Source organism: Pseudomonas sp. 05N431 (assembly GCF_056397005.1).
Genome location: NZ_JBFTMN010000002.1, coordinates 333,341 through 359,114, shown reverse-complemented (window position 1 = coordinate 359,114; position 25,774 = coordinate 333,341). Strand labels below are relative to the sequence as shown.

Annotated in this window: 24 protein-coding genes, 4 tRNA genes and 2 pseudogenes; 20 read left to right on the top strand and 10 right to left on the bottom strand. The window is 57.3% G+C overall.

Annotated elements, in window-relative coordinates; all coding sequences use genetic code 11:
* Nucleotides 1–239: 239 nt before the first annotated feature.
* Together AC1DIG_RS04705 and AC1DIG_RS04700 are read left to right on the top strand one after the other, a co-directional pair.
* A complete protein-coding gene (locus AC1DIG_RS04705) occupies nt 240–1,250 on the top strand; it encodes an aspartate-semialdehyde dehydrogenase (protein WP_477766350.1) in 1,011 nt (336 codons plus the stop codon).
* A 206-nt stretch (nt 1,251–1,456) separates the two neighbouring features.
* Nucleotides 1,457–4,072 (top strand): motility hub landmark protein FimV, encoded by a 2,616-nt coding sequence (locus AC1DIG_RS04700; RefSeq protein WP_477766349.1) that lies wholly within the window; start codon nt 1,457–1,459, stop codon nt 4,070–4,072.
* Nucleotides 4,073–4,204: 132 nt separating this feature from the next.
* Here AC1DIG_RS04700 and AC1DIG_RS04695 read toward each other — a convergent pair whose 3' ends face one another.
* Nucleotides 4,205–4,864, bottom strand: coding sequence for a M24 family metallopeptidase (locus AC1DIG_RS04695; RefSeq protein ID WP_477766348.1), 660 nt, complete (start codon nt 4,862–4,864; stop codon nt 4,205–4,207).
* A 212-nt stretch (nt 4,865–5,076) separates the two neighbouring features.
* Between AC1DIG_RS04695 and truA the strand changes: the two genes are divergently transcribed.
* The 12 genes from truA to AC1DIG_RS04635 all read left to right on the top strand — a co-directional run bounded on the left by truA (nt 5,077) and on the right by AC1DIG_RS04635 (nt 14,461).
* The gene (gene truA / locus AC1DIG_RS04690) at nt 5,077–5,901 is read left to right on the top strand and encodes a tRNA pseudouridine(38-40) synthase TruA (protein ID WP_477766471.1); all 825 of its coding nucleotides are present in this window, start codon (nt 5,077–5,079) and stop codon (nt 5,899–5,901) included.
* Nucleotides 5,902–5,964: 63 nt separating this feature from the next.
* On the top strand, nt 5,965–6,588 hold the full coding sequence (locus AC1DIG_RS04685; protein WP_477766347.1) for a phosphoribosylanthranilate isomerase: 624 nt from the start codon (nt 5,965–5,967) through the stop codon (nt 6,586–6,588).
* A 218-nt stretch (nt 6,589–6,806) separates the two neighbouring features.
* Nucleotides 6,807–7,727 (top strand): acetyl-CoA carboxylase, carboxyltransferase subunit beta, encoded by a 921-nt coding sequence (gene accD, locus AC1DIG_RS04680; protein ID WP_054596628.1) that lies wholly within the window; start codon nt 6,807–6,809, stop codon nt 7,725–7,727.
* Nucleotides 7,724–9,031, top strand: coding sequence for a bifunctional tetrahydrofolate synthase/dihydrofolate synthase (folC, locus tag AC1DIG_RS04675; protein WP_477766346.1), 1,308 nt, complete (start codon nt 7,724–7,726; stop codon nt 9,029–9,031). The genes accD and folC overlap by 4 nt, the downstream gene beginning before the upstream one ends.
* Complete coding sequence (locus AC1DIG_RS04670) at nt 9,015–9,671, top strand: SPOR domain-containing protein (RefSeq protein ID WP_477766345.1); 657 nt, start codon at nt 9,015–9,017, stop codon at nt 9,669–9,671. The genes folC and AC1DIG_RS04670 overlap by 17 nt, the downstream gene beginning before the upstream one ends.
* 92 nt (nt 9,672–9,763) lie before the next feature.
* On the top strand, nt 9,764–10,324 hold the full coding sequence (locus AC1DIG_RS04665) for a CvpA family protein (protein WP_477766344.1): 561 nt from the start codon (nt 9,764–9,766) through the stop codon (nt 10,322–10,324).
* Between the two features lie 41 nt (nt 10,325–10,365).
* Complete coding sequence (gene purF / locus AC1DIG_RS04660; protein WP_019692664.1) at nt 10,366–11,871, top strand: amidophosphoribosyltransferase; 1,506 nt, start codon at nt 10,366–10,368, stop codon at nt 11,869–11,871.
* Between the two features lie 66 nt (nt 11,872–11,937).
* A complete protein-coding gene (locus AC1DIG_RS04655) occupies nt 11,938–13,149 on the top strand; it encodes an O-succinylhomoserine sulfhydrylase (RefSeq protein ID WP_477766343.1) in 1,212 nt (403 codons plus the stop codon).
* Nucleotides 13,146–13,922, top strand: coding sequence for an SDR family oxidoreductase (locus AC1DIG_RS04650; protein ID WP_477766342.1), 777 nt, complete (start codon nt 13,146–13,148; stop codon nt 13,920–13,922). Before AC1DIG_RS04655 ends, AC1DIG_RS04650 begins: the two co-directional genes overlap by 4 nt.
* Nucleotides 13,923–14,082: 160 nt before the next feature.
* Nucleotides 14,083–14,158: transfer RNA gene (locus AC1DIG_RS04645), tRNA-Val, on the top strand.
* A 54-nt stretch (nt 14,159–14,212) separates the two neighbouring features.
* Nucleotides 14,213–14,289: transfer RNA gene (locus AC1DIG_RS04640), tRNA-Asp, on the top strand.
* 95 nt (nt 14,290–14,384) lie between these two features.
* Nucleotides 14,385–14,461: transfer RNA gene (locus AC1DIG_RS04635), tRNA-Asp, on the top strand.
* A gap of 194 nt (nt 14,462–14,655) precedes the next feature.
* Here the strand turns inward: AC1DIG_RS04635 and AC1DIG_RS04630 are convergent.
* Complete coding sequence (locus AC1DIG_RS04630; protein WP_477766341.1) at nt 14,656–15,939, bottom strand: NAD(P)/FAD-dependent oxidoreductase; 1,284 nt, start codon at nt 15,937–15,939, stop codon at nt 14,656–14,658.
* 184 nt (nt 15,940–16,123) lie between these two features.
* Here AC1DIG_RS04630 and AC1DIG_RS04625 point away from each other — a divergent pair.
* Nucleotides 16,124–16,200, top strand: a tRNA-Val gene (locus AC1DIG_RS04625).
* 112 nt (nt 16,201–16,312) lie between these two features.
* Here AC1DIG_RS04625 and AC1DIG_RS04620 read toward each other — a convergent pair.
* Both AC1DIG_RS04620 and AC1DIG_RS04615 read right to left on the bottom strand, forming a co-directional pair.
* Nucleotides 16,313–17,257 (bottom strand): tyrosine-type recombinase/integrase, encoded by a 945-nt coding sequence (locus tag AC1DIG_RS04620; protein WP_477766340.1) that lies wholly within the window; start codon nt 17,255–17,257, stop codon nt 16,313–16,315.
* Nucleotides 17,235–17,702 carry a hypothetical protein gene (locus tag AC1DIG_RS04615; RefSeq protein WP_477766339.1) on the bottom strand — a complete coding sequence of 156 codons (468 nt, stop codon included), beginning with the start codon at nt 17,700–17,702 and terminating at the stop codon, nt 17,235–17,237. Before AC1DIG_RS04615 ends, AC1DIG_RS04620 begins: the two co-directional genes overlap by 23 nt.
* A gap of 89 nt (nt 17,703–17,791) precedes the next feature.
* Here AC1DIG_RS04615 and AC1DIG_RS04610 point away from each other — a divergent pair, with 89 nt between their 5' ends.
* Complete coding sequence (locus AC1DIG_RS04610) at nt 17,792–18,121, top strand: hypothetical protein (protein ID WP_477766338.1); 330 nt, start codon at nt 17,792–17,794, stop codon at nt 18,119–18,121.
* A 305-nt stretch (nt 18,122–18,426) separates the two neighbouring features.
* On the opposite strand, the gene AC1DIG_RS04605 is transcribed toward AC1DIG_RS04610, so the two are convergent.
* Nucleotides 18,427–19,578, bottom strand: a complete 1,152-nt coding sequence (locus AC1DIG_RS04605; protein WP_477766337.1) for a DNA cytosine methyltransferase — start codon at nt 19,576–19,578, stop codon at nt 18,427–18,429.
* A 66-nt stretch (nt 19,579–19,644) separates the two neighbouring features.
* Here AC1DIG_RS04605 and AC1DIG_RS04600 point away from each other — a divergent pair, with 66 nt between their 5' ends.
* A complete protein-coding gene (locus AC1DIG_RS04600; protein ID WP_477766336.1) occupies nt 19,645–20,406 on the top strand; it encodes a hypothetical protein in 762 nt (253 codons plus the stop codon).
* Nucleotides 20,407–20,710: 304 nt separating this feature from the next.
* Here the strand turns inward: AC1DIG_RS04600 and AC1DIG_RS04595 are convergent, their stop codons facing one another.
* Nucleotides 20,711–21,073, bottom strand: a complete 363-nt coding sequence (locus AC1DIG_RS04595) for a hypothetical protein (protein WP_477766335.1) — start codon at nt 21,071–21,073, stop codon at nt 20,711–20,713.
* Between the two features lie 4 nt (nt 21,074–21,077).
* Nucleotides 21,078–21,386: a hypothetical protein gene (locus AC1DIG_RS04590; protein WP_477766334.1), complete on the bottom strand. Its 309-nt coding sequence runs from the start codon at nt 21,384–21,386 to the stop codon at nt 21,078–21,080.
* Between the two features lie 113 nt (nt 21,387–21,499).
* Here AC1DIG_RS04590 and AC1DIG_RS04585 point away from each other — a divergent pair, with 113 nt between their 5' ends.
* Nucleotides 21,500–21,796: a hypothetical protein gene (locus AC1DIG_RS04585; protein WP_477766333.1), complete on the top strand. Its 297-nt coding sequence runs from the start codon at nt 21,500–21,502 to the stop codon at nt 21,794–21,796.
* 140 nt (nt 21,797–21,936) lie between these two features.
* Nucleotides 21,937–22,662: a DUF6602 domain-containing protein gene (locus AC1DIG_RS04580; RefSeq protein WP_477766332.1), complete on the top strand. Its 726-nt coding sequence runs from the start codon at nt 21,937–21,939 to the stop codon at nt 22,660–22,662.
* Nucleotides 22,663–22,928: 266 nt separating this feature from the next.
* Here AC1DIG_RS04580 and AC1DIG_RS04575 read toward each other — a convergent pair.
* Both AC1DIG_RS04575 and AC1DIG_RS04570 read right to left on the bottom strand, forming a co-directional pair.
* Nucleotides 22,929–23,120: pseudogene (locus AC1DIG_RS04575) on the bottom strand (site-specific DNA-methyltransferase); the annotation flags it as partial.
* A gap of 304 nt (nt 23,121–23,424) precedes the next feature.
* A complete protein-coding gene (locus AC1DIG_RS04570; protein ID WP_477766331.1) occupies nt 23,425–23,961 on the bottom strand; it encodes an AidA/PixA family protein in 537 nt (178 codons plus the stop codon).
* Between the two features lie 412 nt (nt 23,962–24,373).
* On the opposite strand from AC1DIG_RS04570, the pseudogene AC1DIG_RS04565 reads away from it, so the two are divergent.
* Nucleotides 24,374–24,535, top strand: a pseudogene (locus AC1DIG_RS04565) (DUF4113 domain-containing protein); the annotation flags it as partial.
* A gap of 350 nt (nt 24,536–24,885) precedes the next feature.
* Here AC1DIG_RS04565 and AC1DIG_RS04560 read toward each other — a convergent pair.
* On the bottom strand, nt 24,886–25,725 hold the full coding sequence (locus AC1DIG_RS04560; RefSeq protein WP_477766330.1) for a hypothetical protein: 840 nt from the start codon (nt 25,723–25,725) through the stop codon (nt 24,886–24,888).
* Nucleotides 25,726–25,774 lie beyond the last annotated feature (49 nt).

Sequence of the window (25,774 nt, the reverse complement as noted above, 5' to 3'; positions counted from 1 at the left end):
ATAAACCCGCATCTCGAAAGAGCTGCGGGTTTTTTTATGGTGGATGCTCTGAGAATTGTTGGGTGCCTGATCGGCCACCATCGCGAGCAAGCTCGCTCCTACATTGTTCACGCGGTCAGTGTGGGAGCGAGCTTGCTCGCGATGAGGCCAGGTCGACCAGCGCAAATCCTCTGCAGAATTGCCTGCATGCCAACCACCCGGTAAAGTGCCGCTCCCCCCGTTTCGCCTGAGGTAGATCCATGAGCCAGTCCTTTGATATCGCCGTCGTCGGCGCCACCGGTACTGTCGGCGAAACCCTCGTCCAGATTCTCGAAGAGCGCGACTTCCCGGTTGCCAACCTGCACCTGCTGGCCAGCAGTGAATCGGCAGGGCATTCGGTGCCGTTTCGCGGCAAGAACGTACGGGTGCGGGAAGTTGACGAATTTGATTTCAGCAAGGTCCAGTTGGTGTTCTTCGCCGCCGGCCCTGCGGTCACCCTGAGCTTTGCGCCGCGTGCCACGGCCGCCGGTTGCGCGCTGATCGATTTGTCTGGCGCCTTGCCGGCGGAGCAAGCGCCGCAGGTGGTGCCGGAAGCCAACAGCCAAATGCTGGACGGCTTGAAAAAACCGTTTCAGGTGAGCAGCCCAAGTGCATCGGCCACCACCCTGGCCGTGGTGCTGGCGCCGTTGCGCGAGTTGCTCGACTTGCAGCGAGTGACCGTCACTGCCAGCCTGGCCGTTTCCGCCCAGGGCCGCGAAGCGGTCAGCGAACTGGCCCGGCAGACGGCAGAGCTGTTGAATGTTCGCCCGCTGGAGCCGCGTTTCTTCGATCGGCAAATGGCCTTCAACCTGCTGGCACAAGTCGGCACGCCGGATGCTCAGGGCCATACGCTGCTGGAAAAACGCCTGGTTCGAGAGCTGCGCGAGGTCATGGCGCGGCCTTTATTAAAGATTTCTGTCACTTGCATTCAAGCCCCGGTGTTTTTCGGCGATAGCTTTAGCGTGACCTTGCAGTCAGCCAAGGCTGTCGACCTGGCGGCGGTGAATGCTGCACTTGAGGCGGCGCCGGGTGTCGAGCTGGTCGAGGCGGGCGATTACCCGACGCCGGTCGGCGATGCGGTAGGCCAGGATGTGGTCTACGTTGGTCGGGTTCGCAGCGGTATCGACGACCCGGCGGAACTTAACCTGTGGCTGACGTCAGATAACGTACGCAAAGGCGCTGCACTCAACGCGGTGCAGGTGGCTGAGTTGTTGATAAAAGACCTTGTGTAAAAGATACTTGGCAACAATTTGCAAATAGATTCTAGTCGTACAGGCCGCGAGGCCTGAATGCTGGAGGCGAGCCGCCATCAGGGGCTTCCAAGGGCATCAGTGAAATAAGCGCGCGCAGAGACTCTTCGAGGCTGCGCGCAATGCCTTACGGCAGCGGTATCAACACCTTCTCGCTTGCCGAGGAAAGTTCAACAAAGGATGAGGCTATGGTTCAAGTTCGCAAACTGGTGTTAGCAATAGCGGCCGCCTCGGCGCTGTCCTCCGGTATGGCGCATGCCCTCGGGCTTGGGGAATTGACCCTGAAGTCGACCCTGAACCAGCCCCTGGTAGCAGAAATCGAGTTGCTCGACGTCAAGGACCTCACCGCTGCCGAAGTGGTGCCGAGCCTGGCATCGCCCGACGATTTCGCCAAGGCCGGGGTTGATCGTCAGGCGTTCCTCAACGACCTGACATTCACGCCAGTGCTCAATGCCAGCGGTAAAAGCATCCTGCGGGTGACTTCAAGTCAGCCACTCTCCGAGCCGATGGTGAAATTCCTGGTTCAGGTGATGTGGCCAAGTGGCCGACTGCTGCGCGACTACAGCGTACTGCTCGATCCGTCCAAATTCTCGCCGCAGACGGCTGACGCTGCTGCGCAATCCGCACCGGCTCAAGCGCCGGCGATCAACGCGCCAGTGACTGGCGCGAGCAAGCCTGCGCAGCACGTCACGACGCCGCGCGACACCTTGTGGGAAATCGCCGCGAAGGCGCGCAATGGCGGCTCGATCCAGCAAACCATGCTGGCGATTCAGGCGCTGAACCCGGACGCCTTTATCGATGGCAACATCAACCGGCTGAAGACCGGTCAGGTCTTGCGCCTGCCGGACGCCACACAAAGCACCAGCCTGCCACAGCCTAAAGCCATTGCCGAAGTTGCTGCGCAGAACACGGCCTGGCGTCAGGGGCGTCGCTCGGTTCACCGGGTGCAGGCGCAACAGCTTGATGCAACCAAGCGCGGGCATGATGTGCTCGCGCCGCAGGGGACTGCCAAGGACCGCCTGAGCCTGGTCTCGGGCGAGCCTGGCAAAAAAGGTGGTAAAGGCGCAGCGGGCGATAGCAAGGCCATCGGCAACAAGCTGGCGGTAGCCCAGGAAGGCCTTGATACGACGCGTCGCGACAATGCCGAGCTGAAAAGCCGCATGACTGACTTGCAGAGTCAGTTGGACAAGCTCCAGCGCTTGATCGAGCTGAAGAATAATCAACTGGCCAAGCTGGAGGCGGAAGGCTCGGGCGCAGGTGCTGGTGCTGCTCAACCTTCGGCGCCGATTTCGGCTGATCTGGTTGCCCAGCCAGCGGCGGCGCCTGCCCCCGCGGTAGCGCCAGAGGCAACGCCGGCCGCAGTGCCTGCCGAGGCGCCGATTCAGGCAGTCCCGGCAGCGAGTGACGAGCAAAAGTACAACGAACTGCTGACCAATCCGATACTCCTGGGTCTGGTGGGTGGCGGTGCCGTGGTGGTGCTGTTGCTGCTGTTGTTGCTGGCGCGTCGGCGCAAGGCTCAACAGGAAGCCGAGAAGCACAAGCGCATGGCGAAGGCGCTGGCTGAAGAGTCGGACCTGACGGAAGACCTCGATCTGCCGGAAAGCAGCTTCGAAGGCCTCGAAGTGCCGCCGCCAGTCGTCAAGCTTGCAACGGCTCCAGCTCCAGCTCCAGTCGTGGAGCCGGTAGTAGTGACACCGCCGATTGCAGCGCCATTGGTCGCGCCGGCAGCCGAGCGTTCGGACGATGTCCTGGCGCAAGCCCAGTCGCACATCAATGCCGGGCGTCTGAATCAGGCAGCCAGCCTGCTTGAAGACGGTATCAAGCAAGAGCCGCAACGCAGCGACCTGCGCTTGAAGCTGATGGAAGTCTACGGCCAGCAGGGCGATCGCAGTGCTTTCGTGGCACAAGAGCGTCAGCTGGTTGCCAATGGCAAAAATCATGCTGACGTTGAACAGCTGAAAAACCGCTTCCCGGCGATGGTTGCCGTGGCAGCGGTTGGCGGCATCGCCGCCGCAGCGGTGGCTGCCGAACTGGATGCACAGTACGTCAAGGACCTGCTGCACGAGGAGCCCAAGGCGCCGGAACCTGAAGCGGCACCGGCCGATGATGACTTCGACAGCGCCTTCGACCTGAGTCTGGATGATCTGGAAGCAGCATCGCCAGCGTCCGTTACGCCAGAGTCGGCGCTGGATCTGGACGCTTTTCCGCTCGATGACGATCTGAGCTTCGAATCTGTTCTGCAACAGCAGACCGAAGCCAAGGACAGCCTGGATGATCTGTCGGATTTCGACCTTGATCTGGGTGGCGACGTACCGGGTTCGACCCTGGCCGACGACGAGTTCCTGCTCAACCTGGACGACGATCTGAAAGACCTGCCAGCAGTCGAGTCGCCGGCAGTCACTGAAGCGGCGCTTGATGATCTGGAGTTGCCGGCCGATTTCGATCTGTCCCTGGCAGATGAAATCGATGCTCACGCCAAGCCTGAGCCAGACGATTTCATGTCCGAACTGGACGACGTTAATGCTGAGCTGGATCGTTTGTCCGGTAGCCTGGAACATCCGCCTATCGCCGAGCCAAGCTTCACCGCTGAAGACGCGGCGGCGGGGATGGAGATGGAGATGGGTGAGCCCGATTTCGATTTCCTCTCGGGCACTGACGAAGTCGCGACCAAGCTGGATCTGGCGCAGGCTTACATCGACATGGGGGACAACGACGGCGCACGGGACATCCTCGGTGAGGTGCTCAGCGAGGGTAATGACGGTCAGAAGAACGAAGCCAAGGACATGTTGGCGCGTATGGCCTGATTGACCGGTAACGCATAACGAAAACGGCAGCCCATCGAGGCTGCCGTTTTTGTTTTCACGGTGAGCTGATGGCGTTTGTTGGAATGCCATCGCGAGCAGGCTCGCTCCCACATTGGATTTTCATTGAGGCTGTCAGGCCAGCAAATCCTCGTAAAACGCACCAAACGGTCGGGTAGGGTGGGCCAGCTGGATTTCGAGGATCCACAGTCCGACATTCGGGCAGGCTTCGAAATTGCCCAGATCCCCTGCGCGATAGATTGCATGGGGAAAGTCGCTGACCCTGTGACCCTTGATGTCCAGGTTCAACACCCAGCCCATGGCGGATGCCTGTTCTTCGGCGTAGCGATACAGTTCGGGGCCGGCGACCTGGTGGGTTCGCCAGTAATCGTGGACCTGATCGAACAGGGTTTTCGCGGCGGCTGCACAGGCAATCATTTCCGGGTCGTTGCCGGTAGTGAACGTGGCGCCGGAGTCGCCCTCGTGGCGATCCCACACAACGCCGAGGTCAATGAAGAAAATATCGTTTTCAGCCAGCACCGGATCGCCGCTCGAAGGCTGCTTGAAGGTTTTCAGGGTGTTCTCGCCGAAGCGGATCTTGGTCGGGTGCCAGATGCGGTCCATGCCCAGTTCGGTCAGTACTTCAAGCCCCATCACCAGGGCTTCGGACTCCAGCATGCCGGGTTTTATCCGGCGAGCCATTTCTTCGATGGCTTCCCAGGTCTTGCGTTTGGCGTGGAGCATTCCCTCCAGGCTGTAGGCCAATCCAACGGCTTCCTTTTGTATGGCGCTCATGTGTCAGGTCTCGTCAGGCTTTTGGTTTTCGTTATGTATTTGTCTATATAGCGAAACTGCGGCGGCGCATGCAAATGTCATATCGCTTATCGGGGCGCGAACAAAAAACACCATGAACATGGCGTCCCGGCCCTGCGGCCTTATAATGCACGCCTTTGCGTAGATCAGCAGGCTGTCATTCCTTGGCAAATATAGATAACCCGGCCGCCGAAATGGCGGCCGACGGCTTTTTCCGGATCGCGTTGGGCGTTGAATATAAAGGCTCGCGCTATCGCGGCTGGCAGCGTCAGGCGTCCGGTGTGGCCACCGTGCAGCAAATCCTCGAAACGGCGCTGTCGAAGGTCGCGGACTCGCCGGTGTCCTTGCACTGCGCGGGTCGCACCGACGCCGGCGTGCACGCCTGTGGTCAGGTGGTGCATTTCGATACTCAAGTCGACCGCTCGTTGAAGGCCTGGGTCATGGGCGCCAACATCAACTTGCCGCACGACATCAGTGTCAGTTGGGCCAAGGTCATGCCGGCGCATTTTCATGCGCGTTTCAAGGCGATTGCCCGGCGTTATCGGTATGTGATCTACAACGATCAGATCCGCCCGGCGCACCTCAACGAAGAGGTCACCTGGAATCACCGGCCGTTGGATGTCCAGCGCATGGCCGACGCGGCGCAGCATCTGATCGGTACCCACGACTTCAGCGCTTTTCGCGCCGGACAGTGCCAGGCCAAGTCGCCGATCAAGGAAATCCATCACCTGCGCGTCACCCGACACGGCAAGATGATTGTGCTGGATATCCGCGCCAGTGCGTTCCTGCATCACATGGTGCGCAATATCGCCGGTGTGCTGATGACCATCGGTGCCGGTGAGCGTCCGGTGGAATGGGCCAAGGAAGTGCTGGAAAGCCGGGTCCGCCGTACCGGTGGCGTCACGGCCCATCCATTCGGGCTGTACCTGGTGCAGGTCGAATATCGCGATGAGTTCGAGTTGCCCGAGCGTTACATCGGTCCGCACTTCCTGACCGGCTTCTCGGAACTTGACGGCTGACGCCCTCGAATGCATTTGCTACCATCCGGGACTTTCCCGGATTTGCCCTGAGGTTCAAACGACATGTCAGCCGTTCGCAGCAAAATTTGTGGGATTACCCGCATTGAAGATGCGTTGGCGGCGGTAGAGGCCGGGGCGGACGCAATCGGTTTGGTGTTCTATGCCAAAAGCCCACGGGCGGTGACGGTGCAGCAGGCCCGCGCGATCATCGCCGCGTTGCCGCCATTCGTGACCACGGTGGGCTTGTTCGTCAACGCCAGCCGTTGCGAGCTCGGAGAGATTCTCGACGCGGTGCCGCTGGACCTGTTGCAGTTCCACGGCGACGAAACTCCGGCCGATTGCGAGGGTTACCATCGGCCGTACATCAAGGCATTGCGGGTCAAGGCGGGCGACGACATCGCTGCCAGTTGCAATCTTTACGCTAAAGCCAGCGGCATTTTGCTCGATACCTATGTCGAAGGTGTTCCCGGTGGAACCGGCGAGGCCTTTGACTGGTCATTGATACCGCAAGGTTTGAGCAAGCCGATCATCCTTGCCGGCGGGCTGTCGGCGGCCAATGTAGCCGAGGCCATTGCCCGGGTTCACCCGTACGCGGTGGACGTCAGCGGTGGGGTAGAGCAGAGCAAGGGCATCAAGGATCACGCGAAGATTCGCGCGTTTATACAGGCAGTGCGCACTAGCGTGTAGTTGATGTGACGGCTGGCAGTCTGCCGCCGTCCATTGCACTGTACGAAACAGGTGTACTGCATAAGGCAGGCATGGCTGAGGGTTGTTGGGTTGTACGAAGGTCAGTCTTGCTGACCCGGCTATCCACCGATCATCGCCGCACACATGAATTTAGCTCAAGGGCATACGCGGGGCTGCGAACCAAAGCGTTCGGGCCGCCGGTACTGGAGAAAGAAAGCATGAGCAACTGGTTAGTAGACAAACTGATCCCTTCGATCATGCGTTCCGAGGTGAAGAAAAGCTCGGTGCCTGAAGGCCTGTGGCACAAGTGCCCGTCCTGCGAGGCGGTGTTGTATCGTCCAGAGCTGGAAAAGACCCTGGATGTTTGCCCCAAGTGCAACCACCACATGCGCATCGGCGCACGTGCACGGATCGACATCTTCCTTGACGCCGAAGGCCGTGCCGAACTGGGTGCTGACCTGGAGCCGGTTGACCGTCTGAAATTCCGCGACGGCAAGAAGTACAAGGATCGCCTGACTGCTGCGCAGAAGCAGACCGGCGAAAAAGACGCACTGATCTCCATGAGCGGTACCCTGCTGGGCATGCCGGTAGTGGTGTCGGCGTTCGAATTCTCCTTCATGGGCGGCTCGATGGGCGCGATCGTCGGCGAGCGCTTCGTGCGTGCGGCCAACTACGCGCTGGAAAACCGTTGCCCGATGATCTGCTTCGCCGCTTCCGGCGGTGCGCGGATGCAGGAAGCGCTGATCTCGTTGATGCAAATGGCCAAGACCTCCGCGGTACTGGCGCGTCTGCGCGAAGAAGGCATTCCGTTCATCTCCGTGCTGACCGACCCGGTCTACGGCGGTGTTTCCGCCAGTCTGGCGATGCTCGGCGACGTGATCGTCGGTGAGCCAAAAGCCCTGATCGGCTTCGCCGGTCCGCGCGTTATCGAGCAGACCGTTCGCGAAAAGCTGCCGGAAGGCTTCCAGCGCAGCGAATTCCTGTTGGAGCACGGTGCAATCGACATGATCATTGCGCGTCAGGAACTGCGCCCGCGTCTGGGTAACCTGCTGGCACAGCTGATGGGTCTGCCGACGCCTGAGTTCGTGGCTGCGCCCGTCGAGCCAATCGTGGTTCCGCCGGTGCCTGCAAACCTATGACCGAACGTACCCTTGGCGACTGGCTCGCCTACCTTGAGCAGTTGCATCCGTCAGCCATCGACATGGGGCTTGCGCGCTCGCAAGAGGTAGCCTCCCGGATGGGATTGGGCAAGCCGGCGCCTCGGGTGATCACGGTCACCGGCACCAATGGCAAGGGGTCTACCTGTGCGTTCGTGGCGTCATTGCTGCGGGCGCAAGGGCTCACGGTCGGTGTCTACAATTCTCCGCACCTGCTGCGTTACAACGAGCGGGTGCAGATCAATGGCGTCGAAGCCACTGATGCGCAGTTGTGCGAAGCCTTTGCGGCAATCGAAGCCGGGCGCGGTGAAATTTCCCTGACGTACTTCGAGGTGGGCACTCTGGCGGCGTTCTGGCTGTTTCAGCGTGCTGATCTGGATGCGGTGGTGCTGGAAGTCGGCCTCGGCGGACGTCTGGATACCGTCAATCTGGTGGATGCCGATGTCGCGCTGGTCACCAGCATTGGTGTTGATCACGCCGATTATCTCGGCAATACCCGCGAATCCGTTGCCTTCGAAAAGGCTGGCATCTTCCGTCAGGGCGCGCCTGCGCTCTGTGGTGACCTCAATCCGCCTCAGCCTTTGCTGGATAAAGTGCGCGAGCTCAATTGCCCGTTCTTCCTGCGGGGGCGTGATTTTGATTTGGGCGTTACCGAGCAGAACTGGCAGTGGCGGGGTGTCGATCCACAAGGGCGTGCGATAGAGCTGCATGACTTGCCGCTGCTTGATCTGCCGATGGAAAACGCCGCGCTGGCGTTGCAGGCTTATGCGCTGCTGGGTTTGCCATGGCAGGCCGAGCAAATTGCCGCTGCATTGAAAGCGACGACAGTGGTCGGGCGTCTGGATCGCCGCCAGTTCAACTGGCACGGCAAGCGCCTGAACCTGATGCTGGATGTGGGGCATAACCCGCATGCGGCCGAGTATCTGGCTCAGCGTTTGGCTCGCCGGCCAATAGCAGGTCGACGGTTGGCGGTGTTTGGTTTGTTGGCTGACAAGGATCTCGATGGAGTTGTCGGCGAATTGAGTGGTAGTGTCCAGCATTGGGCTGTCGCCCCGCTTGATTCTGCACGCGCGCGTCCGGTTGCGGATTTGCAGGTTGCGTTGCAGAACCTTGGGGCGTCGGTAGCATCCTATGCAAGTGTCGCGGATGCCCTGGAAGGGCAATGTGCGCTGGCAACGGCGGAAGACGAAATTCTGCTGTTCGGATCATTTTATTGTGTTGCCGAGGCCCTCGAATGGTTGGCTCGGCGCTCCACGGAGGAAGCTGCACATGGCTTTGCTGGATAACGCGTACAAGCAGCGAATGGTTGGGGCTCTGGTTCTGGTGGCATTGGCGGTGATTTTCTTGCCAATGCTGTTTTCCCGGGAAGATGAGCAGCGTCAGGTGGTGGTTCATGCCCCGGCTGCACCTCAAGCCCCGGCAATGCCGCAGGTACAGATCGAGCCCGTGGTAGTGCCGGAGCCGCAAGCGTTGCCGCAGGAGCCGGTTCCAGGCGATGACGAGATTGCTGCCGAGAAAGCCCCTTCCAAGCCGGTTGCCCCCAGCGCTCCTGTCGCACCAGCTCCGGTTGTCGCCAAGCCTGTAGCGCCGGCTCCTGCCGCCAAACCGGCACCGGCACCGGCGCAACCGATCGCGGCGGCGCCGAGCAAGCCTGATACCAGTCAGAGTCGCGTCGATGCCAATGGCCTGTCGGTCAGTTGGTCGGTGCAGTTGGCCAGCCTGTCGAGCCGTGAAAGCGCCGAAAGCTTGCAGAAAACCCTGCGCAGCCAGGGTTACAACGCCTACATCCGTACCGCCGATGGCAAGAACCGGGTGTTTGTCGGTCCGTTGATCGAGCGTGCAGAGGCCGATCGCCTGCGTGACCTGTTGGGCCGGCAGCAGAACCTCAAGGGTTTTGTCGTTCGCTTCCAGCCTGAGCGCGGCTAACTGACTGATTTCAAATGCACTTGCAATCGCAGCTTACCGACAGCCATGGGCTCTGCTAAAATGCGCCGCCTTATCCGTCTGTAGGCTGCACTGTGCCATTTACCTGGGTTGACTGGGCGATCGTCGCGATCGTCGCCATCTCCGCTTTGATCAGTCTGAGCCGCGGCTTCGTCAAGGAAGCCTTGTCGCTGCTGACCTGGATCATCGCAGGAGCCGTTGCCTGGATGTTCGGTGGCTCACTGTCCACGTACCTCACCGGATACATCGAAACACCGTCGGCTCGCGTGATCGCGGGCTGTGCCATCATCTTTGTCGCCACCTTAATAGTGGGCGCAATGATCAATTACCTTATCAGTGAACTGGTTCGCGTCACCGGCCTGTCCGGGACCGACCGTTTTCTTGGCATGGCCTTCGGCGCGGCGCGTGGCGCGCTGCTGGTGGTCACCGCCGTCGGGCTCTTGAGTCTGGGCCCGGTACAGCAGGATAAGTGGTGGCAGGAGTCAAGGCTCGTGCCACAATTTCTATTGGTTGCAGACTGGTCCAAAAACCTCATATTAGGGTGGAGCAGTCAGTGGCTGGCCAGCGGTATCAGCGTACCCGCTGACATACCGTTCAAGGAGCATCTCTTGCCGACGGCCAAAACGCCGCAGTGAGATGTGTTCAGTTCAGTTTCATTAAGTAGGGGTTGCGTCGCATGTGTGGCATCGTCGGTATCGTCGGTAAGTCGAACGTCAATCAGGCGCTGTATGACGCGCTAACCGTCCTCCAGCACCGCGGCCAGGACGCTGCCGGTATCGTGACCAGCCATGATGGCCGGTTATTCCTGCGCAAGGACAACGGTCTGGTTCGTGACGTGTTTCATCAGCGTCACATGCAGCGCCTGGTCGGTCACATGGGCATTGGCCATGTGCGTTATCCGACTGCAGGCAGCTCGACTTCGGCCGAAGCTCAACCGTTTTACGTCAACTCGCCGTATGGCATCACCCTGGCGCACAACGGTAACCTGACCAACGTTGAACAGCTGGCCAAGGAGATTTACGAATCTGACCTGCGCCACGTCAACACCAACTCCGATTCGGAAGTGCTGCTCAACGTGTTCGCTCACGAGCTGGCCCAGCGCGGCAAGTTGCAGCCAACCGAAGAAGACGTGTTTGCGGCCGTCACCGACGTGCACAACCGTTGCGTGGGTGGTTACGCGGTCGTGGCCATGGTGACCGGTTACGGCATCGTAGGTTTCCGTGACCCGCACGGCATTCGCCCGATCGTTTTCGGCCAGCGTCATACCGACGAAGGCGTCGAGTACATGATCGCCTCCGAAAGCGTTTCCCTGGACGTGCTCGGTTTCACCCTGATTCGCGACCTCGCGCCGGGCGAAGCGGTCTACATCACTGAAGACGGCAAGCTGCACACCCGTCAGTGCGCGACCAACCCATCGCTGACTCCATGCATCTTCGAGCACGTCTACCTGGCGCGTCCGGATTCGATCATCGACGGCGTTTCGGTTTACAAGGCTCGCCTGCGCATGGGTGAGAAGCTGGCCGAGAAGATTCTGCGCGAGCGTCCGGATCACGACATCGACGTGGTCATCCCGATTCCGGATACCAGCCGCACTGCGGCGCTGGAGCTGGCGAACCACCTGGGCGTGAAGTTCCGCGAAGGCTTCGTGAAGAACCGCTACATCGGCCGGACCTTCATCATGCCGGGCCAGGCTGCACGGAAAAAATCCGTACGCCAGAAGCTCAACGCCATCGAGCTGGAATTCCGCGGCAAGAACGTGATGCTGGTGGACGACTCGATCGTTCGCGGCACCACCTGCAAGCAGATCATCCAGATGGCACGCGAAGCCGGCGCCAAAAACGTCTACTTCTGCTCGGCAGCGCCGGCCGTGCGTTACCCGAACGTGTACGGCATCGACATGCCGAGCGCCCACGAGCTGATCGCCCACAATCGTACGACTCAGGACGTGGCTGATCTGATCGGCGCTGACTGGCTCATCTATCAGGACCTGCCTGACTTGATCGAAGCGGTCGGTGGCGGCAAGATCAAGATCGAGAACTTCGATTGTGCGGTGTTCGACGGCAAGTACGTCACCGGTGACGTCGACGAGGCTTACCTGAACAAGATCGAGCAGGCACGTAACGATGCCTCCAAGGTCAAGACGCAGGCAGTCAGTGCGATCATCGATCTGTACAACAACTGAGTTTCTACCGGCCCTGAGGGGCCGGTTTTGTATCTACCCATAAAGAACAAGGCAAGGAGTGACAGCATGAGTCAGGAGTGGGATGCCGGTCGGCTGGACAGCGACCTCGATGGCGTAGCGTTCGATACCCTGGCCGTACGCGCCGGTCAGCACCGTACGCCGGAAGGCGAACACGGTGATCCGATGTTCTTCACTTCAAGCTACGTGTTCCGTACCGCTGCCGATGCGGCGGCACGCTTCGCTGGCGAAGTGCCGGGCAACGTTTACTCGCGCTACACCAACCCGACCGTTCGCTCGTTCGAAGAGCGGATTGCCGCTCTTGAAGGTGCCGAGCAGGCGGTGGCGACGGCCACTGGCATGGCGGCAATCCTTGCGGTGGTGATGAGCCTGTGCAGCGCTGGCGATCATGTGCTGGTCTCGCGCAGCGTGTTCGGCTCGACCATCAGCCTGTTCGAAAAGTACTTCAAGCGTTTTGGCATCGAAGTCGATTACGTGCCTCTGGCTGAGCTGTCCGGCTGGGACGCGGCGATCAAGGCCAACACCAAATTGCTGTTCGTCGAATCGCCGTCCAATCCTTTGGCCGAGTTGGTGGACATTGCTGCGTTGTCGAAAATCGCTCACGCCAAGGGCGCGATGCTGGTGGTCGACAACTGCTTCTGCACGCCAGCCTTGCAGCAGCCGCTGAAGCTCGGTGCGGACGTGGTCGTGCATTCGGCTACCAAGTTCATCGACGGCCAGGGCCGTTGCATGGGCGGCGTAGTGGCCGGTCGTAGCGAGCAGATGAAAGAAATCGTCGGCTTCCTGCGTACTGCCGGGCCGACCTTGAGCCCGTTCAACGCCTGGATCTTCCTCAAGGGGCTGGAGACGTTGAGCCTGCGCATGAAGGCGCACTGCGCCAATGCTCAGCAGTTGGCCGAGTGGCTGGAGCAGCAGGACGGCATCGAGAAAGTCCATTACGCCGGCCTCAAGAGCCATCCGCAGCATGAATTGGCCCAGCGTCAGCAGAAAGGTTTTGGTGCCGTGGTGAGTTTCGAGGTCAAGGGTGGCAAAGAGGGCGCCTGGCGCTTTATCGATGCCACGCGCTTGATTTCGATCACCGCCAACCTCGGCGACAGCAAGACCACTATCACCCATCCGAGCACCACCTCTCACGGTCGCCTGGCGCCGCAAGAGCGTGAGGCGGCGGGGATTCGCGACAGCTTGATCCGCATTGCGGTCGGCCTGGAAGATGTGGCTGACCTGCAAGCGGATCTGGCGCGCGGGCTGGCTGCCTTGTGATCGAGTTGTCCACGCCTGCAAGTGGCACTAATGGCCGTGTTGCACTGGTCACCGGTGCTGCGCGCGGCATCGGTCTGGGGATTGCCGCCTGGCTGGTCAGCGAAGGCTGGCAGGTGGTGCTGACCGATCTGGATCGGGTGCGCGGCTCGAAGGTTGCCAAGGTGTTGGGTGACAACGCCTGCTTCATTAGCATGGACGTGGCCGATGAGCAGCAGGTAGCGCAGGGCGTCGCCGAGGTGCTCGGGCAGTTCGGGCGCATCGACGCGCTGGTGTGCAATGCGGCTGTCGCCGATCCGCACAACATCACGCTGGAAAGCCTCGATCTGGCGTACTGGAATCGGGTGCTGGCAGTGAACCTCAGCGGGCCCATGCTGCTGGCCAAGCACTGTGCGCCTTATCTGCGTGCTCACAGCGGCGCCATCGTCAATCTGGCCTCGACCCGGGCGGCGCAGTCGGAGCCGGATACCGAGGCTTACGCGGCGAGCAAGGGTGGTTTGCTGGCATTGACTCACGCCTTGGCCATCAGCCTGGGGCCGGAGATTCGGGTCAATGCGGTCAGTCCCGGCTGGATCGATACGCGTGATCCGGCAGCGCGACGTGCCGAACCGCTGAGCGATGCAGATCATGCTCAGCATCCGGCGGGCAGGGTGGGGACGGTCGAGGATGTGGCGGCGATGGTGGCCTGGCTGCTGTCGAAGAATGCCGGGTTTGTCACGGGCCAGGAGTTTGTGGTCGACGGTGGCATGACCAAGAAAATGATTTATAGCGATTAACCGAGGTGCCGGGGCAGGGCTGGAGACGGCTTGAGGTTGGGGGTGTCACTGATTGGCGCCCAGGGAGATGACATGATTTTGTCTTTTTCAGAAAAACTTCAAGCAGGCTATTGACTTAGCTTCGGTATCTGCGTAAATTTCGCGGCCTCAGAGAAGCAAAGGGTGATTAGCTCAGCTGGGAGAGCGTCTGCCTTACAAGCAGAATGTCGGCGGTTCGATCCCGTCATCACCCACCACTTCTTGAGTCTTGCGAAAGCAGGAAGGAAGCTGTAAAAAGCCTCCACCGACGCGCAGCGGTAGTTCAGTCGGTTAGAATACCGGCCTGTCACGCCGGGGGTCGCGGGTTCGAGTCCCGTCCGCTGCGCCATATTTTCCAGATCGGGTTTTCCCGGTTTGAGATTGAAAAGCCTGCAAGCTCTTCAGTCCGACAAAGGTTCACACAGACGCAAGTCTGAGCGATACGCAGCGGTAGTTCAGTCGGTTAGAATACCGGCCTGTCACGCCGGGGGTCGCGGGTTCGAGTCCCGTCCGCTGCGCCATATCTGCCTCAAGGCCCACTGAACGCCTTGAAGCACGAAGAGAGCCACTGGCTACTTCGAATCGATAGCAAAGACCCTGGTCGAAAGACCGGGGTTTTTTGTTTCTGGAATTTGGCTTTCGCTATTTCAAGGTGGCGCTTGAGTTCAGTTCCAAAAAAACCGCCAGTTGGCGGTTTTTTTGTGAGCGCGATCAATCAGAAATCGAACTTGTCTCTCAGGCCGTAATACCAGGCGCCTAGCGCCGCAAACGGTGTACGCAACAACTGGCCGCCGGGGAAAGGGTAGTGCGGCAGGTCGGCAAAGGCATCAAAGCGCTCTGCCTGACCGCGCAAGGCTTCGGCCAGGACTTTGCCTGCCAGGTGCGTGTAAGTCACACCATGGCCGCTACAGCCCTGGGAGTAATAGATGTTGTCACCCAGGCGTCCGACCTGCGGCAGGCGCGACAAGGTCAGCAGGAAGTTGCCGGTCCAGGCGTAATCGATCTTCACATCCTTGAGTTGCGGGAAGGCTTTGAGCATCTTCGGTCGAATGATCGCTTCGATGTTGGCCGGATCCCGGGCGCCGTACACCACGCCGCCACCGAAGATCAGGCGCTTGTCGCCAGAAAGGCGATAGTAGTCGAGCAAGTAGTTGCAGTCCTCGACACAGTAATCCTGAGGCAACAGGCTCTTTGCCAGCTCATCGCCCAAGGGTTCGGTGGTGATCACCTGGGTGCCGCACGGCATTGATTTGGCGGCCAGCTCTGGAACCAGATTGCCCAAGTAGGCGTTGCCGGCGACGATGATGAACTTGGCCCTCACCTTGCCTTGAGGCGTATGCACCACCGGATTAGCGCCACGCTCGATGCGTACGGCGGGTGACTGTTCGTAAATCGTCCCGCCCAGCGACTCGACAGCAGCGGCTTCACCCAGGGCCAGGTTGAGCGGGTGGATGTGGCCGCCACTCATGTCGAGCATGCCGCCCACGTATTGATCGCAAGCGACGACTTCGCGAATGTGGCGCTTGTCCAGGAGTTCCAGCTGAGTGTGGCCGTAGCGCTCCCACAGGCGCTTCTGCGACTCCAGATGGCCCATCTGTTTGTTGGTGATCGCTGCAAACACGCCGCCGTCTTTCAGGTCGCACTGGATCTGGTATCTGGCCACGCGGTCACGAATGATCTTGCCGCCTTCGAAGGCCATCTGACCGAGCATTTGCGCTTGCTTGGGGCCAACGCTGCGTTCGATCACGTCGATATCGCGGCTGTAACTGTTAACGATCTGGCCACCGTTGCGGCCCGAGGCGCCGAAGCCGACTTTGGCTGCCTCCAGGACCGTCACCCGAAACCCGCTCTCCAGCAGAAACAGTGCGCTGGACAGGCCGGTATAGCCCGCACCGATAACGCAGACATCGGTCTCTACATCATCCTGCAGCAATGGGCGCGATGGGGCGGCGTTGGCCGACGCGGCGTAATAGGATTCCGGATAAGGGATGTTCGCCATCCTGCAGCCTCTGTTTAATATATTTTACGAGTGCGCCGATCCTACCTGAGTTAAAAATCGACTACCAGCTACCCGGAATATCTTCTTTGCCGTACCAAAATTAAATATTTTGCATATTCATAGGGTTAGGTGAAAAAAAGGTGTTGACACCCCTCCGGAATTCCGTAGAATGCCGCCTCACAGCAGGCACGTAGCTCAGTTGGTTAGAGCACCACCTTGACATGGTGGGGGTCGTTGGTTCGAGTCCAATCGCGCCTACCAAACAAAATCCGCTCTGCTGGGCGGTCTAGAAGGGCTCACCGAAAGGTGGGCCCTTTTTTGTTGCCTGCGATTGGGCAAACTTTGGGAATACTTTGGGCAAACGACCACCGCGCTACACCTTTAGGTCTGCCTTCACCTTCATGTAAACCACCGTTTCATCACCGTGCCCTGCCTGGTAGTGCTCGGTCATCTTCACATCTGCGTGGCCCATCAAAGCCTGAATGTACTCCTGTGCAAAGCCCTGCTGCTCATACAACCACGCGCCGAGTGCACGGATCTCGTGGAAGGTGGGGCGCTCACCGGCCGGCACGTCTTCATAGGCCTTTGAATCGTCCCGCGCTTGGGCGAAAGACTTGGTCAGGTAGTCCGCCGTCACCGCGTTCCAATTCAACTTAGCGTCGAGTTGAGTCCGCTTGCGTGCCTTCGGTGAGTAGTGGATCAGGTACGGGCAGACGACCGGCGACTTCATGCATTCCATGATGACTTCCCGTAGCGCCTGGCTCATGACAATCTCCAGATGCACTGGCTTCCCATAGTTCTGCGTCTTCCCGGGCGACACTTTGATGGTGTTCTGCTCGAGGTCCACGGCTGATTTCGGCCATATCACAATGTCTTCCCGCCGCTGAAGGCTCAGCAATCCCAACCGGATGGCGCGTTTCAGCCAGATCGGCGTCCCCACGTACTCCAGAATCGTGTTCAGCCCCTCGACAGTGTGGCGCTGGCGCTTCTTCTCGGCTTCCTTCTTGACCAGCGTCAGCTCGGCGGAGTTGCGATCGCACAGGCCCTTGGCCACGGCGAAAGCGAACACCTGGACTAGCAGGCCCCGGTGCTTCGTGTAGGCGTTGTTCTCGAAACCATCCAGGTACTCAGCCACCGTAAGCACATCCAGTTGCCCCATCATCAGGTCGCCAAGGTCTTCGCGGTAACGGGCCAACTTGAATTTGATTTCCTTCAGGGTGCTGGCGGCATAGGTCTTAGTGGTCAGCCATTCTTTCTCGAATCGCTCCAGGCAGCCGCTGAACTTCGGTGCAGCGTCACCGGTGAGCATGGCCAGCATACAGCCCAAGCCTGAAGCTGGCGGGGTGCCCATCACCATCGCTGTCGTGGCCGTAGTTGTCCTTCAGCAGTTCATCAAGGCTGTCGTAATCCCAGGAGCCGTTTTCACCAGTGAGCGACCACTTCTCTCGGGTTTCGGGCGCCTCATAGTCCGGTATCAAATTCGCCGCCGCGATCGGCAATGCCGCCTTGAACTGCTTGAGGTAGTCGCCCGACGTTGAGCCCCTGCAATTGACCAGGCAATCATCATCAATCGGCGCGCCCTCATCCTCGGGCTCGCCTGATGGCTCGCCAGGCACCATGAAGAACTCGCGCTCCACGGCGTGCAGCAGATCGGCAAAACGCTTGGTATTTTCGATGTTGACCAATAGGGTCGACAGTTCATGGTTGGAGCTGAGGCCGAACACGTTGTAGATGCTGGCCAGTTCTGGCTTATGTTTGGGCATGACTTCGTCCTTGCCGCTATACCGGCTGATTTAGTGGCTTTTTGGGGTGGTTATGCGAATATCCGCCGCAATTTTTCTAAGGAGCGGATATGAAATGGTCTGAGGTTTTAAGCGTGGTTAGCTCAGTGGCATCAATTACTGGCATGTCACTTCTGACCGCGAATGCGATGTTCGAAGGCTTGAATATAAGGCAAGTTGCATGGGCGGTAGCCGCCACCCTAATCGTTGTGTTAGTGGGGCTCGGGTGCATCTTTGGTGCAGTTCAAGCAGTTCTTTGGGGTGATCGGAAGTGTTACTTCGGTCAGCTCCGCTTTGTGTACTGGTGCTTTTCAGGTGCATTTTTCATTTTTATTTCAGCCATTCTACTAATAGGCTGCTCGTACATCCTTAGCGACGCATTGGCTATCCGGTTCCCATGACGTATACCTTGGGTGTTGGTCCCGCCGGTGTGGGGCGTCCTATATCGGGTCATGCCCGGGCGGTGGAGAGAGTTGTGTTGGAGGTTTATAGGTCTGTGTTCTGCATTTCCGAGTGGGAAAGTCCCCACGGAGAAAATGTATGGCGAAACTTACGGAGTGGGTGGTCTTGCTCAGCGCGGCAATCACGCTGATCAATGAAATCCTTCGATACCTGAATCCTTAACCAGTAACGAGAACGGAAAATAAGAGGCGATACGATGAGCCTTCTCTGAAGCGGGAAGGCTCATGCCGGAGACTTACATCGGTCAGGCTTCAATCTGTCGCAAGATCCGAATCCCGAGCCAGCGAACCACGATTACGGCTTTGGAATTACCGATCGCCTTGTAGCGCGGGCCGTCTGGACATTCGGATGCAGGCTTGCCGCGCCAGGGGATCAGCGTGTAGTTGTCGGTCATGCCTTGGAGACGTTCGCACTCAATGAGTGTGAGGCGGCGCAACTGCTGGCCGGCAACCAGCATGCCGTGCTCGTCCTGGTCGTACACCTCCTGGACGCAGAAGGTTTCCGACGCAAAGTCGTTACGGACGCCATGGGCATTGAGCGAGCCCGCCCGAAACAAGGATTCCGAATTCTCGCCACCGAAGGCCGGAACACCCGCCAACACGCTCACTGCGGGCCCTTCCTCGCCTTCGCAGTTCGGGCAGCCCCATTCGCCTAGCTCGTCGGTGAACAGGTAGCTGCATCCACATTGGAGCGCAGGACCGAATGGAGCGTGTCCGGCAACGTCTTGCCCCTCGCCTCTACGCGGCGCAGTATCCCGGCGCACGCCTTCTCGCTCAAAAAGTACCTCGGTGGGATCGAATCCGTCTCGAGCACTTGCGACAACGAACACACGACGGCGTCGTTGGGCCAGGCCGAAATATTGGGCGTCCAGGACCCGCCATGCGATTGTTCTTTTGGGTCCATACACACAACCAGCGTCTGGCCATTTCTTCCCTGAAGGCTGCAATTCGCAGTCTTCCCCAGCAAGCGTGCCAAGAAAGCATCCGAAGGCGTTCCCTTTGTCACTGAGGACACCGGGGACGTTTTCCCAAACGACAACGGAGGCGGGCTCACCTCGGCTGGCGCGAACATAGTCAGTTGCATCTGCAAGCTCCACGTATTTGATGGTGAGGGCGCCGCGCGGGTCGGTGAGGCCCTGGCGCATGCCGGCGACACTAAAGGCCTGGCACGGAGTTCCGCCGACGAGGATGTCCGGCGCGGCGATCTTGCCGGCCAGCACCTGGGCACCGAGTCGGGTCATGTCGCCAAGGTTCGGCGTATTGGGGTAGTGATGAGCCAGTACCGCGCTGGGGAAGGGCTCGATCTCGGCGAACCAGGCTGCCTGCATGCCCAGTGGATGCCAAGCCATGGTCGCAGCCTCGATGCCAGAGCAAACAGAACCGTATTGAATGGGCATGGGATATCTCGCGGGAAATTAGAGAGTTCGGCATACTCGTCACTCGATCAGGGGAGGGTAGAGGCTGTGACCAAGGACAAGGTGATCTGGGGTGGATGCATTGGTCTCTTTTTGGCCGGAGGTTTGTTCACGCATGCCTTTGCAGGTGCGCCGCCGGCTGAGGGTGTGAAGCTTGTAGATTGGTTCGCGATCCTGTCTGCCGTTGCTACTGCAATAGCAGCATTTGCTGCATGGAGAGCCGCGAGCGCCGCACAAAAGCAATCATTCGATACTGCAATATCGATAAGAAGACAAACACACAAAATGCATGTTGAGTCATTTAATGAATGGCTAGATGGCATGGAGTCTGAGTTCGGTATTAAGTTTTTTCGGCGATATGAGCTGTATGAAACTATGTTTCCGTGTAATAGAAATCCGGCACTTGAATTCAGTGAGGTAGGTAATTCAGAAATACAGTCCTGGCAACGGTCTTTTGCAAAGCTCGCCGATCTATCATGCAATCCAATACAACCAAGTAGACGTGAAGTAGAAAGGTGGATAGGAGATTTCATGTGGTTGGCAGGGTGTATGAAGTATACATTCTTGAGTGTCAGCGAAGTTCAAGTGTATTTAGATAACCGAATACCTTCTGGAATATCCTTCGATAATTACAAGCGCGTCCTGCCAGTCATGGGGATGGTGTTAAACGGGCTTTTAAAGTTTGCGTTCATCAATGGAAGGTCTAGCGATCGTGGAATGTCGGCCGAGTTCGAATTCGCCTTCTCAGATTTCATTGAATCGATATTGAATGACTCTTGGCATCAGCACGCTTACAGATCCTTCGCTTGATAGGTACCTGTGCCGGTTTACGGCTTGTAGCAGATATCCTTAGGCTGGCGTGATTCGTTGAAGTGGGCTATCGGTTTATGTTCGATGCAGCCTGACGGGAGACTGACATGAGATTGCAAAGCGATATCGATGCACTCGCGGCGATCGAGGAAGACGCCCGAGCGATGCTGAAGCGAATAGGAACTCCCGACGACAGGCAGAAGCTTGAGGTCGTTATTTGCTTGCGGCAGATAATATAGCTTGCCACCTACAGGCAGGCGATTGACCTATTTACAGACCATTCAGCGTAATAGGTGAGGGTGGGTCAGGCCGCCGCAGTCGACTCTGGCGAATAGTCCATCCAGGAGATCTTTGTGGGCGACTTTTTCCGCACATCGTTCTGCGGCAGCTTCACCTTCGCTCTGATGATGACGTCGCGGCAGCGCCCCAGTTTGCGAAGGCGCTCGGCGTAGTCGGCGGCGTACTGCGAGGCATCGAACATGCTGCTGAGCTGGGCGATGCGCTTGCCGTCCATGATCTTGACGACACGATCCTCGACCGCCTGGAGCCACTGGCTCATCGAGAGCTCAATCCGGCGGCCATCCTTGATTTTGAAGTCGCGGACTTTCCTTTTCGCCTCCTCGCGGGCGAAGTGCTCATTCATTCCGAATACAGCAAATGTGCTCATGGCATCACTCCAGGCGGTCGAGCGCTTTCTGCAGCAGCGCATTCAGTGAAAGCTCCCGGTCTTCCGGGTCCATGGCTCGCTTGATCCACGTACAGGCCTCTGCCGCATCGTCCTGCAGGGTGTTCAGTTCGTTGGCGTCGTCATCAATCTGGCTTTCGAGGCGCCGGACGTCCTCGCGCAACTCTTCACGCTCTGCGCTCGGGTCGATGCTCTGCGCGGTGAGGCGCCGAGTCAGTTCGGCGGCGACCGCCGGATCGAGCGCCGCGTAGTGCAGGCACTCTTCGTCGCTCAAAGCATTTGCTGGAATGCTCATAGGTTATCTCCAGTCAGGCGCCTGCCTCGCCGGCTGGCGTTATTCGTTGAAGTGGGGTATTGATGAATGCTCAGGAAGGCGATGTGCCATCCTGGTAGGCATGGAGCGATCAGATGGAGCAGTTAAGAGCGGAGTTTTCCCAAGCGATTCTCGATGCCATTCGTGAGTGCCACGAATTCGGCTACCACCCGACAAAATGGGAGTCGATGAATCGAGCACAACATCCCGTTGAGGCGTCGATAAGGCTCGTTCAATCACCTGATTTTCAGGAGGGGTTTCAGAAGCTACTGCGCGAGAACAAAGAGCATCTCACCGTTGAAGCCATAATGCTCAGGCCGAAATTTTCTTCACTGTTCAACGAGCAACTTCTGCAAGCAGCAAGATGGCGCCTTCAAACGGCTAATCGCTAACGCGCACGGCGCTCTGAATAACCAGCAGTTGAAGGCGCCATCGTGATTTGCTCCGTCCGTCGAAGCCAGCGAACAGGTTGATTGATGTTGTCATTAGGCAGACCTACTGTTGCTGTCGAAATTTTTTATGGTGAGGTCATATGTTTGAGGCAATGTTTAAGGCTAAAGTTAATGAGTTAAGGTCATTGTTTTTAGCGACTGCTGGTATTGAACATAACGGTGAAAAGGGAGGGTTTAGAGAAGCGTTCGTGAAAAGCCTGCTAAACCAATTCCTTCCCGTTCAGTTCGGGGTTGGATCGGGAGTGGTGGTGGATATTCACGGTTGTCAGAGTCCTCAAGTCGATATTGTTATTTATGATAAACGAAGACTTCCCCCGATTTTTGAGCGGGACGGCAGTGGTGTGTACCCTATTGACTCTGTTGTCCGAGTTATTGAAGTGAAAAGTATCGTTGACTCATCTGCCATGAATCAGTTCTCGAAACTGGTTGCATCATTCGATCCGACCAATGAAATGGGCTTGAAGTTAGCTAGTCATTTAACGGAAAGGGGGGCGGACGAGTTTTACCCCGTTTGCGCTATGTTTGGTTTTACGAAGAAGATCCCTCATCTGGGGGAGGCTTGTTTCAAAGATGAATTTATTTCGAGGAATGACGCTCTAGTTTATATTGACACCGGCGATTTGTGGGGGGTGAAATATGAGAAAGATCTTTCTGGTATTGACAAGTACGCCGGTAAATTTATGACGTGTGAAGATCTCGATTTTGCTGTTCGTATGTTTTTAGCGGTGCTTCTTGATAAGATTGAGGCTACTGCCAGTTCAAGAAGTGAGTTCGACCCTTTAAAATGGCTGGTATTCGCTAAGTGATTTAGATTTATTTAAATGGCTCGTGGGTAGGTGCTGGTGGGCAACGCGGGAGGGTTAGGCGGCTTTGCGCTGCTGCTCTTCCTCGGCCATGGCCCACCTCTTCGGTTTCGCTAGCCGGCAAACCCAGCCAGGTTGGCCGGCGCCACGCACTGGCCATCTTGTTGATCCGCCTCATGAGGGGGCGGCGAACTTGAAGTTGTTTTCCTGAGCAATCAGCTGCACACACTTGATGTGCATCTTCAGCGCCTTGGCTGCCTCGGCGGCGGTCTTCCTGCTTCGGCTGCAACCGATCTGTGTCCGCCGTTCGGCCCGCGCGCTGAAGCGTGTGACGGCATGCTGGCACGGTAGGCGGCGCGGTCTTCGATGTCCCGGCCATCCCAGCTCTTGCCCATGAACCGAATTCCGTAGGGCGGATCGGTCACGACGCTGTCGACTGAGTTGTCCGGCATCTGCTGCATCAGCTCATGGAGGAACACGCGCCCGACTTGACCCAGCGCATGCTCAAAGAATTATCGGCATCACCGACGACGGCGACCGGGGACTGATTGCTCTGGCTGCGTGTCAAGCGTATGCAATGGATGTTTCTGCAAATTGGGTTTTTTACAAGTATTGATTTCTTTAAATGTCAGCGCTTAGGGTGGTCGACTTAGTGCTGCGAGTGTGGCGTATGTACTAAATAGACTTTCGTAATAGGTGAACAGTACTAGGGCTCTCGCCCAATTTATGTTGGGCGAGAGTCTTGCTGCCTAATAGTCATCCAGTTTATTCGATGTTGAGTGTTGGATCCCACATGCAGCATCCAACGACTTTGTTAAATCTGTCGATGATAATAAAGGACCATGTGTATATTACGGTGCCTCTGGCTCCTGCAGTAGCCTCCCATGCATTTATAGTGATCATCTGTGGGATTGGTGGTCCGTCTGGGTTATTGGGATTAAGCGATGATACGTTGTCAGTGATTGGCGTTAGTCTAGGCTGGTCAATAATTCCAGGGGGGTTGGAACTAAGAATTTTGAATTTATCTAGTATCACCGCAGTGCCGAGGTTCCTTGAGATGTCTGTTGCGCGCCATCGAATGACATCGCCAACTCCTACTGGGAGATATAGGTTGCCTGTTCCTTGATGTTGAAGTCCGTTGCTAAACTTGGCAGTCATGTGGATTGTTTTTTGGGCTAAATCGTAGCTCAGCATAGTTGGTTGGTTGCGGTTAGTGCTGATGTCCGGGTGTCCCTTTTCGTTGTAGTATTGAATGATGGTGTCTACATCTATCACGGTTAGTACATCAACAATAATTCCCATTATGACTTTCCTTTGTCTGGGTTAGAGGGGTGCGATGAATTAAATGCTCAGCGGATTGGCTTTTGTTAAGCAGTTTTCGAGTTGAACTATAGGCCAAAGGTTTAGGGGGTCAAATAATTATCTTAAATATTTGTAGGCAAGAGATGAGCGGTAGCCCAGTATGGGTTGAATAGGTGTTTTTGTTATTGCAAAGGGTTATATTTTATTATTTCAATATTCAGTTTTGGCTTAAAGGTACGGTGCGGAGTTTTGGACTTTGTCAGCTCTGATATTGCTATCAATACACATAAACACGCCAATGGTGCACTTACCCACGGGGCGATCAATTCAGCATACAGCCCTGAATATTCCAATATCCTCGAACGGCCTGCCTTGCTACGTCACCATTTGTTCACATTCGCGCGCCTCCACAAAGCTGATGGGGATTCTGGACGAGATCAATCAACGATGGGGCAGGGGAACGCTTCGTTCGGCCAGCGTGCCGAGCAATCCGGACTGGGGGATGCGGCGCGAAATGATGAGTCAGAGCTACACGACCAGGCTCGATCAGTTGTGGAAGGTGTCTTGTGTTTGAAGGGGATGTGTTCGGTTGGCAGAACGCCGGAGAAAGGAGGAACTACTGTAGGAATATACAACGCTAAGTTATTGATTCTTATAGGGTGATGTGGTTGTTTTGTACCTCGTGAAAAATAATAGTTTTTCCTTAGGTATCAACAACTTGCATAGGTCTAGGGGTCACCTTGACATGGTGGGGGTCGTTGGTTCGAGTCCAATCGTGCCTACCAAACAAAATCCGCTCTGCTGGGCGGTCTAGAAGGGCTCACCTAAAGGTGGGCCCTTTTTTGTTGTCTTGGGTTTCATGCAGAGCGTTCACAAAATATAGGCTTCGTTCACACTGGGCAATGTGAACGCCAGAAAGAAGGGCTAGTTAGCTTGATTCACAAATGCTTCGAACTGGGGGTAGCTCACTGGTTGCTTGTTATGAAGAAATATCTTGGACGTATCGCGAAACGCGATTGCTGGTGTTCTGATGTGATCCTTCACCTTCTTGCGAAGATCTTTGAGTCGGCTATTGCCTCTAATGGCAACAAGGTTGCCCAGAATGGTTTCGGTCATGGCGGACTTCGCTTTCCCAGAAAAATGCTTGATCACGAAAACGGCAAACTCACGGTAAAACCATTCAGTACAAAGGAAGCTCTTGTACTGTTCTCCAAGTTCGCCCATGGCTGCATTCAGGTCGTCGGTCGCCATAATCATTCGGTAGAACGCCGTCATTTCGTCGTCGAGATTGCCGGCCTGCACAGAGGTGTCTGACCCTAAGACAAAGTGAAAGGGGCACGGTTGATCGATTCGCACCAACTTCGTAATCTCAAATCCATGGCAAGAAGCCAGCACCAAACCTGTGTTGTTCCCGCTGGCTGTGTTGATCCCTGACACCAGACGCAACAGGGTTTGCCAGCCAACGTACTCGCCGCTACGGGCGAGAAATAATCCCTTCTCTGCGTCCCCGTGACATTCGAAATGCAGAACCGGCTTGGTGATGCCTGTCTTGCAATCTACCTCAACCATCTTGAGGACTGCGTAAAGCTCTTTGGCGTCGTACACGCGGTATCGAGTGCAGTAACCGGGTCTATGGATTGTGGCGGAGAAGTCGTTCACTGTTTCTTCAAGCCAGCGCCCGTTCTGCTTCTCATCGTCGCTGAGACCGTCAAAGATCACCAAGACGTTGTTCGTGAACGAAGATATGAAGGTGAGATCCGACATGTAATAGCACCGTGCCGTTAGCTGAGAGGTGGTTCAAGCTGGCAACCTT

Bases quoted from the DNA above. Each gene is read 5' to 3' on its own strand.
- AC1DIG_RS04705 (WP_477766350.1), top strand. From the start codon at position 240: ATGAGCCAGTCCTTTGATATCGCCGTCGTCGGCGCCACCGGTACTGTC.
- AC1DIG_RS04700 (WP_477766349.1), top strand. From the start codon at position 1,457: ATGGTTCAAGTTCGCAAACTGGTGTTAGCAATAGCGGCCGCCTCGGCG.
- AC1DIG_RS04695 (WP_477766348.1), bottom strand. From the start codon at position 4,864: ATGAGCGCCATACAAAAGGAAGCCGTTGGATTGGCCTACAGCCTGGAG.
- truA (WP_477766471.1), top strand. From the start codon at position 5,077: ATGGCGGCCGACGGCTTTTTCCGGATCGCGTTGGGCGTTGAATATAAA.
- AC1DIG_RS04685 (WP_477766347.1), top strand. From the start codon at position 5,965: ATGTCAGCCGTTCGCAGCAAAATTTGTGGGATTACCCGCATTGAAGAT.
- accD (WP_054596628.1), top strand. From the start codon at position 6,807: ATGAGCAACTGGTTAGTAGACAAACTGATCCCTTCGATCATGCGTTCC.
- folC (WP_477766346.1), top strand. From the start codon at position 7,724: ATGACCGAACGTACCCTTGGCGACTGGCTCGCCTACCTTGAGCAGTTG.
- AC1DIG_RS04670 (WP_477766345.1), top strand. From the start codon at position 9,015: ATGGCTTTGCTGGATAACGCGTACAAGCAGCGAATGGTTGGGGCTCTG.
- purF (WP_019692664.1), top strand. From the start codon at position 10,366: ATGTGTGGCATCGTCGGTATCGTCGGTAAGTCGAACGTCAATCAGGCG.
- AC1DIG_RS04655 (WP_477766343.1), top strand. From the start codon at position 11,938: ATGAGTCAGGAGTGGGATGCCGGTCGGCTGGACAGCGACCTCGATGGC.
- AC1DIG_RS04630 (WP_477766341.1), bottom strand. From the start codon at position 15,939: ATGGCGAACATCCCTTATCCGGAATCCTATTACGCCGCGTCGGCCAAC.
- AC1DIG_RS04620 (WP_477766340.1), bottom strand. From the start codon at position 17,257: ATGCTGGCCATGCTCACCGGTGACGCTGCACCGAAGTTCAGCGGCTGC.
- AC1DIG_RS04615 (WP_477766339.1), bottom strand. From the start codon at position 17,702: ATGCCCAAACATAAGCCAGAACTGGCCAGCATCTACAACGTGTTCGGC.
- AC1DIG_RS04610 (WP_477766338.1), top strand. From the start codon at position 17,792: ATGAAATGGTCTGAGGTTTTAAGCGTGGTTAGCTCAGTGGCATCAATT.
- AC1DIG_RS04605 (WP_477766337.1), bottom strand. From the start codon at position 19,578: ATGCCCATTCAATACGGTTCTGTTTGCTCTGGCATCGAGGCTGCGACC.
- AC1DIG_RS04595 (WP_477766335.1), bottom strand. From the start codon at position 21,073: ATGAGCACATTTGCTGTATTCGGAATGAATGAGCACTTCGCCCGCGAG.
- AC1DIG_RS04590 (WP_477766334.1), bottom strand. From the start codon at position 21,386: ATGAGCATTCCAGCAAATGCTTTGAGCGACGAAGAGTGCCTGCACTAC.
- AC1DIG_RS04585 (WP_477766333.1), top strand. From the start codon at position 21,500: ATGGAGCAGTTAAGAGCGGAGTTTTCCCAAGCGATTCTCGATGCCATT.
- AC1DIG_RS04580 (WP_477766332.1), top strand. From the start codon at position 21,937: ATGTTTGAGGCAATGTTTAAGGCTAAAGTTAATGAGTTAAGGTCATTG.
- AC1DIG_RS04570 (WP_477766331.1), bottom strand. From the start codon at position 23,961: ATGGGAATTATTGTTGATGTACTAACCGTGATAGATGTAGACACCATC.
- AC1DIG_RS04560 (WP_477766330.1), bottom strand. From the start codon at position 25,725: ATGTCGGATCTCACCTTCATATCTTCGTTCACGAACAACGTCTTGGTG.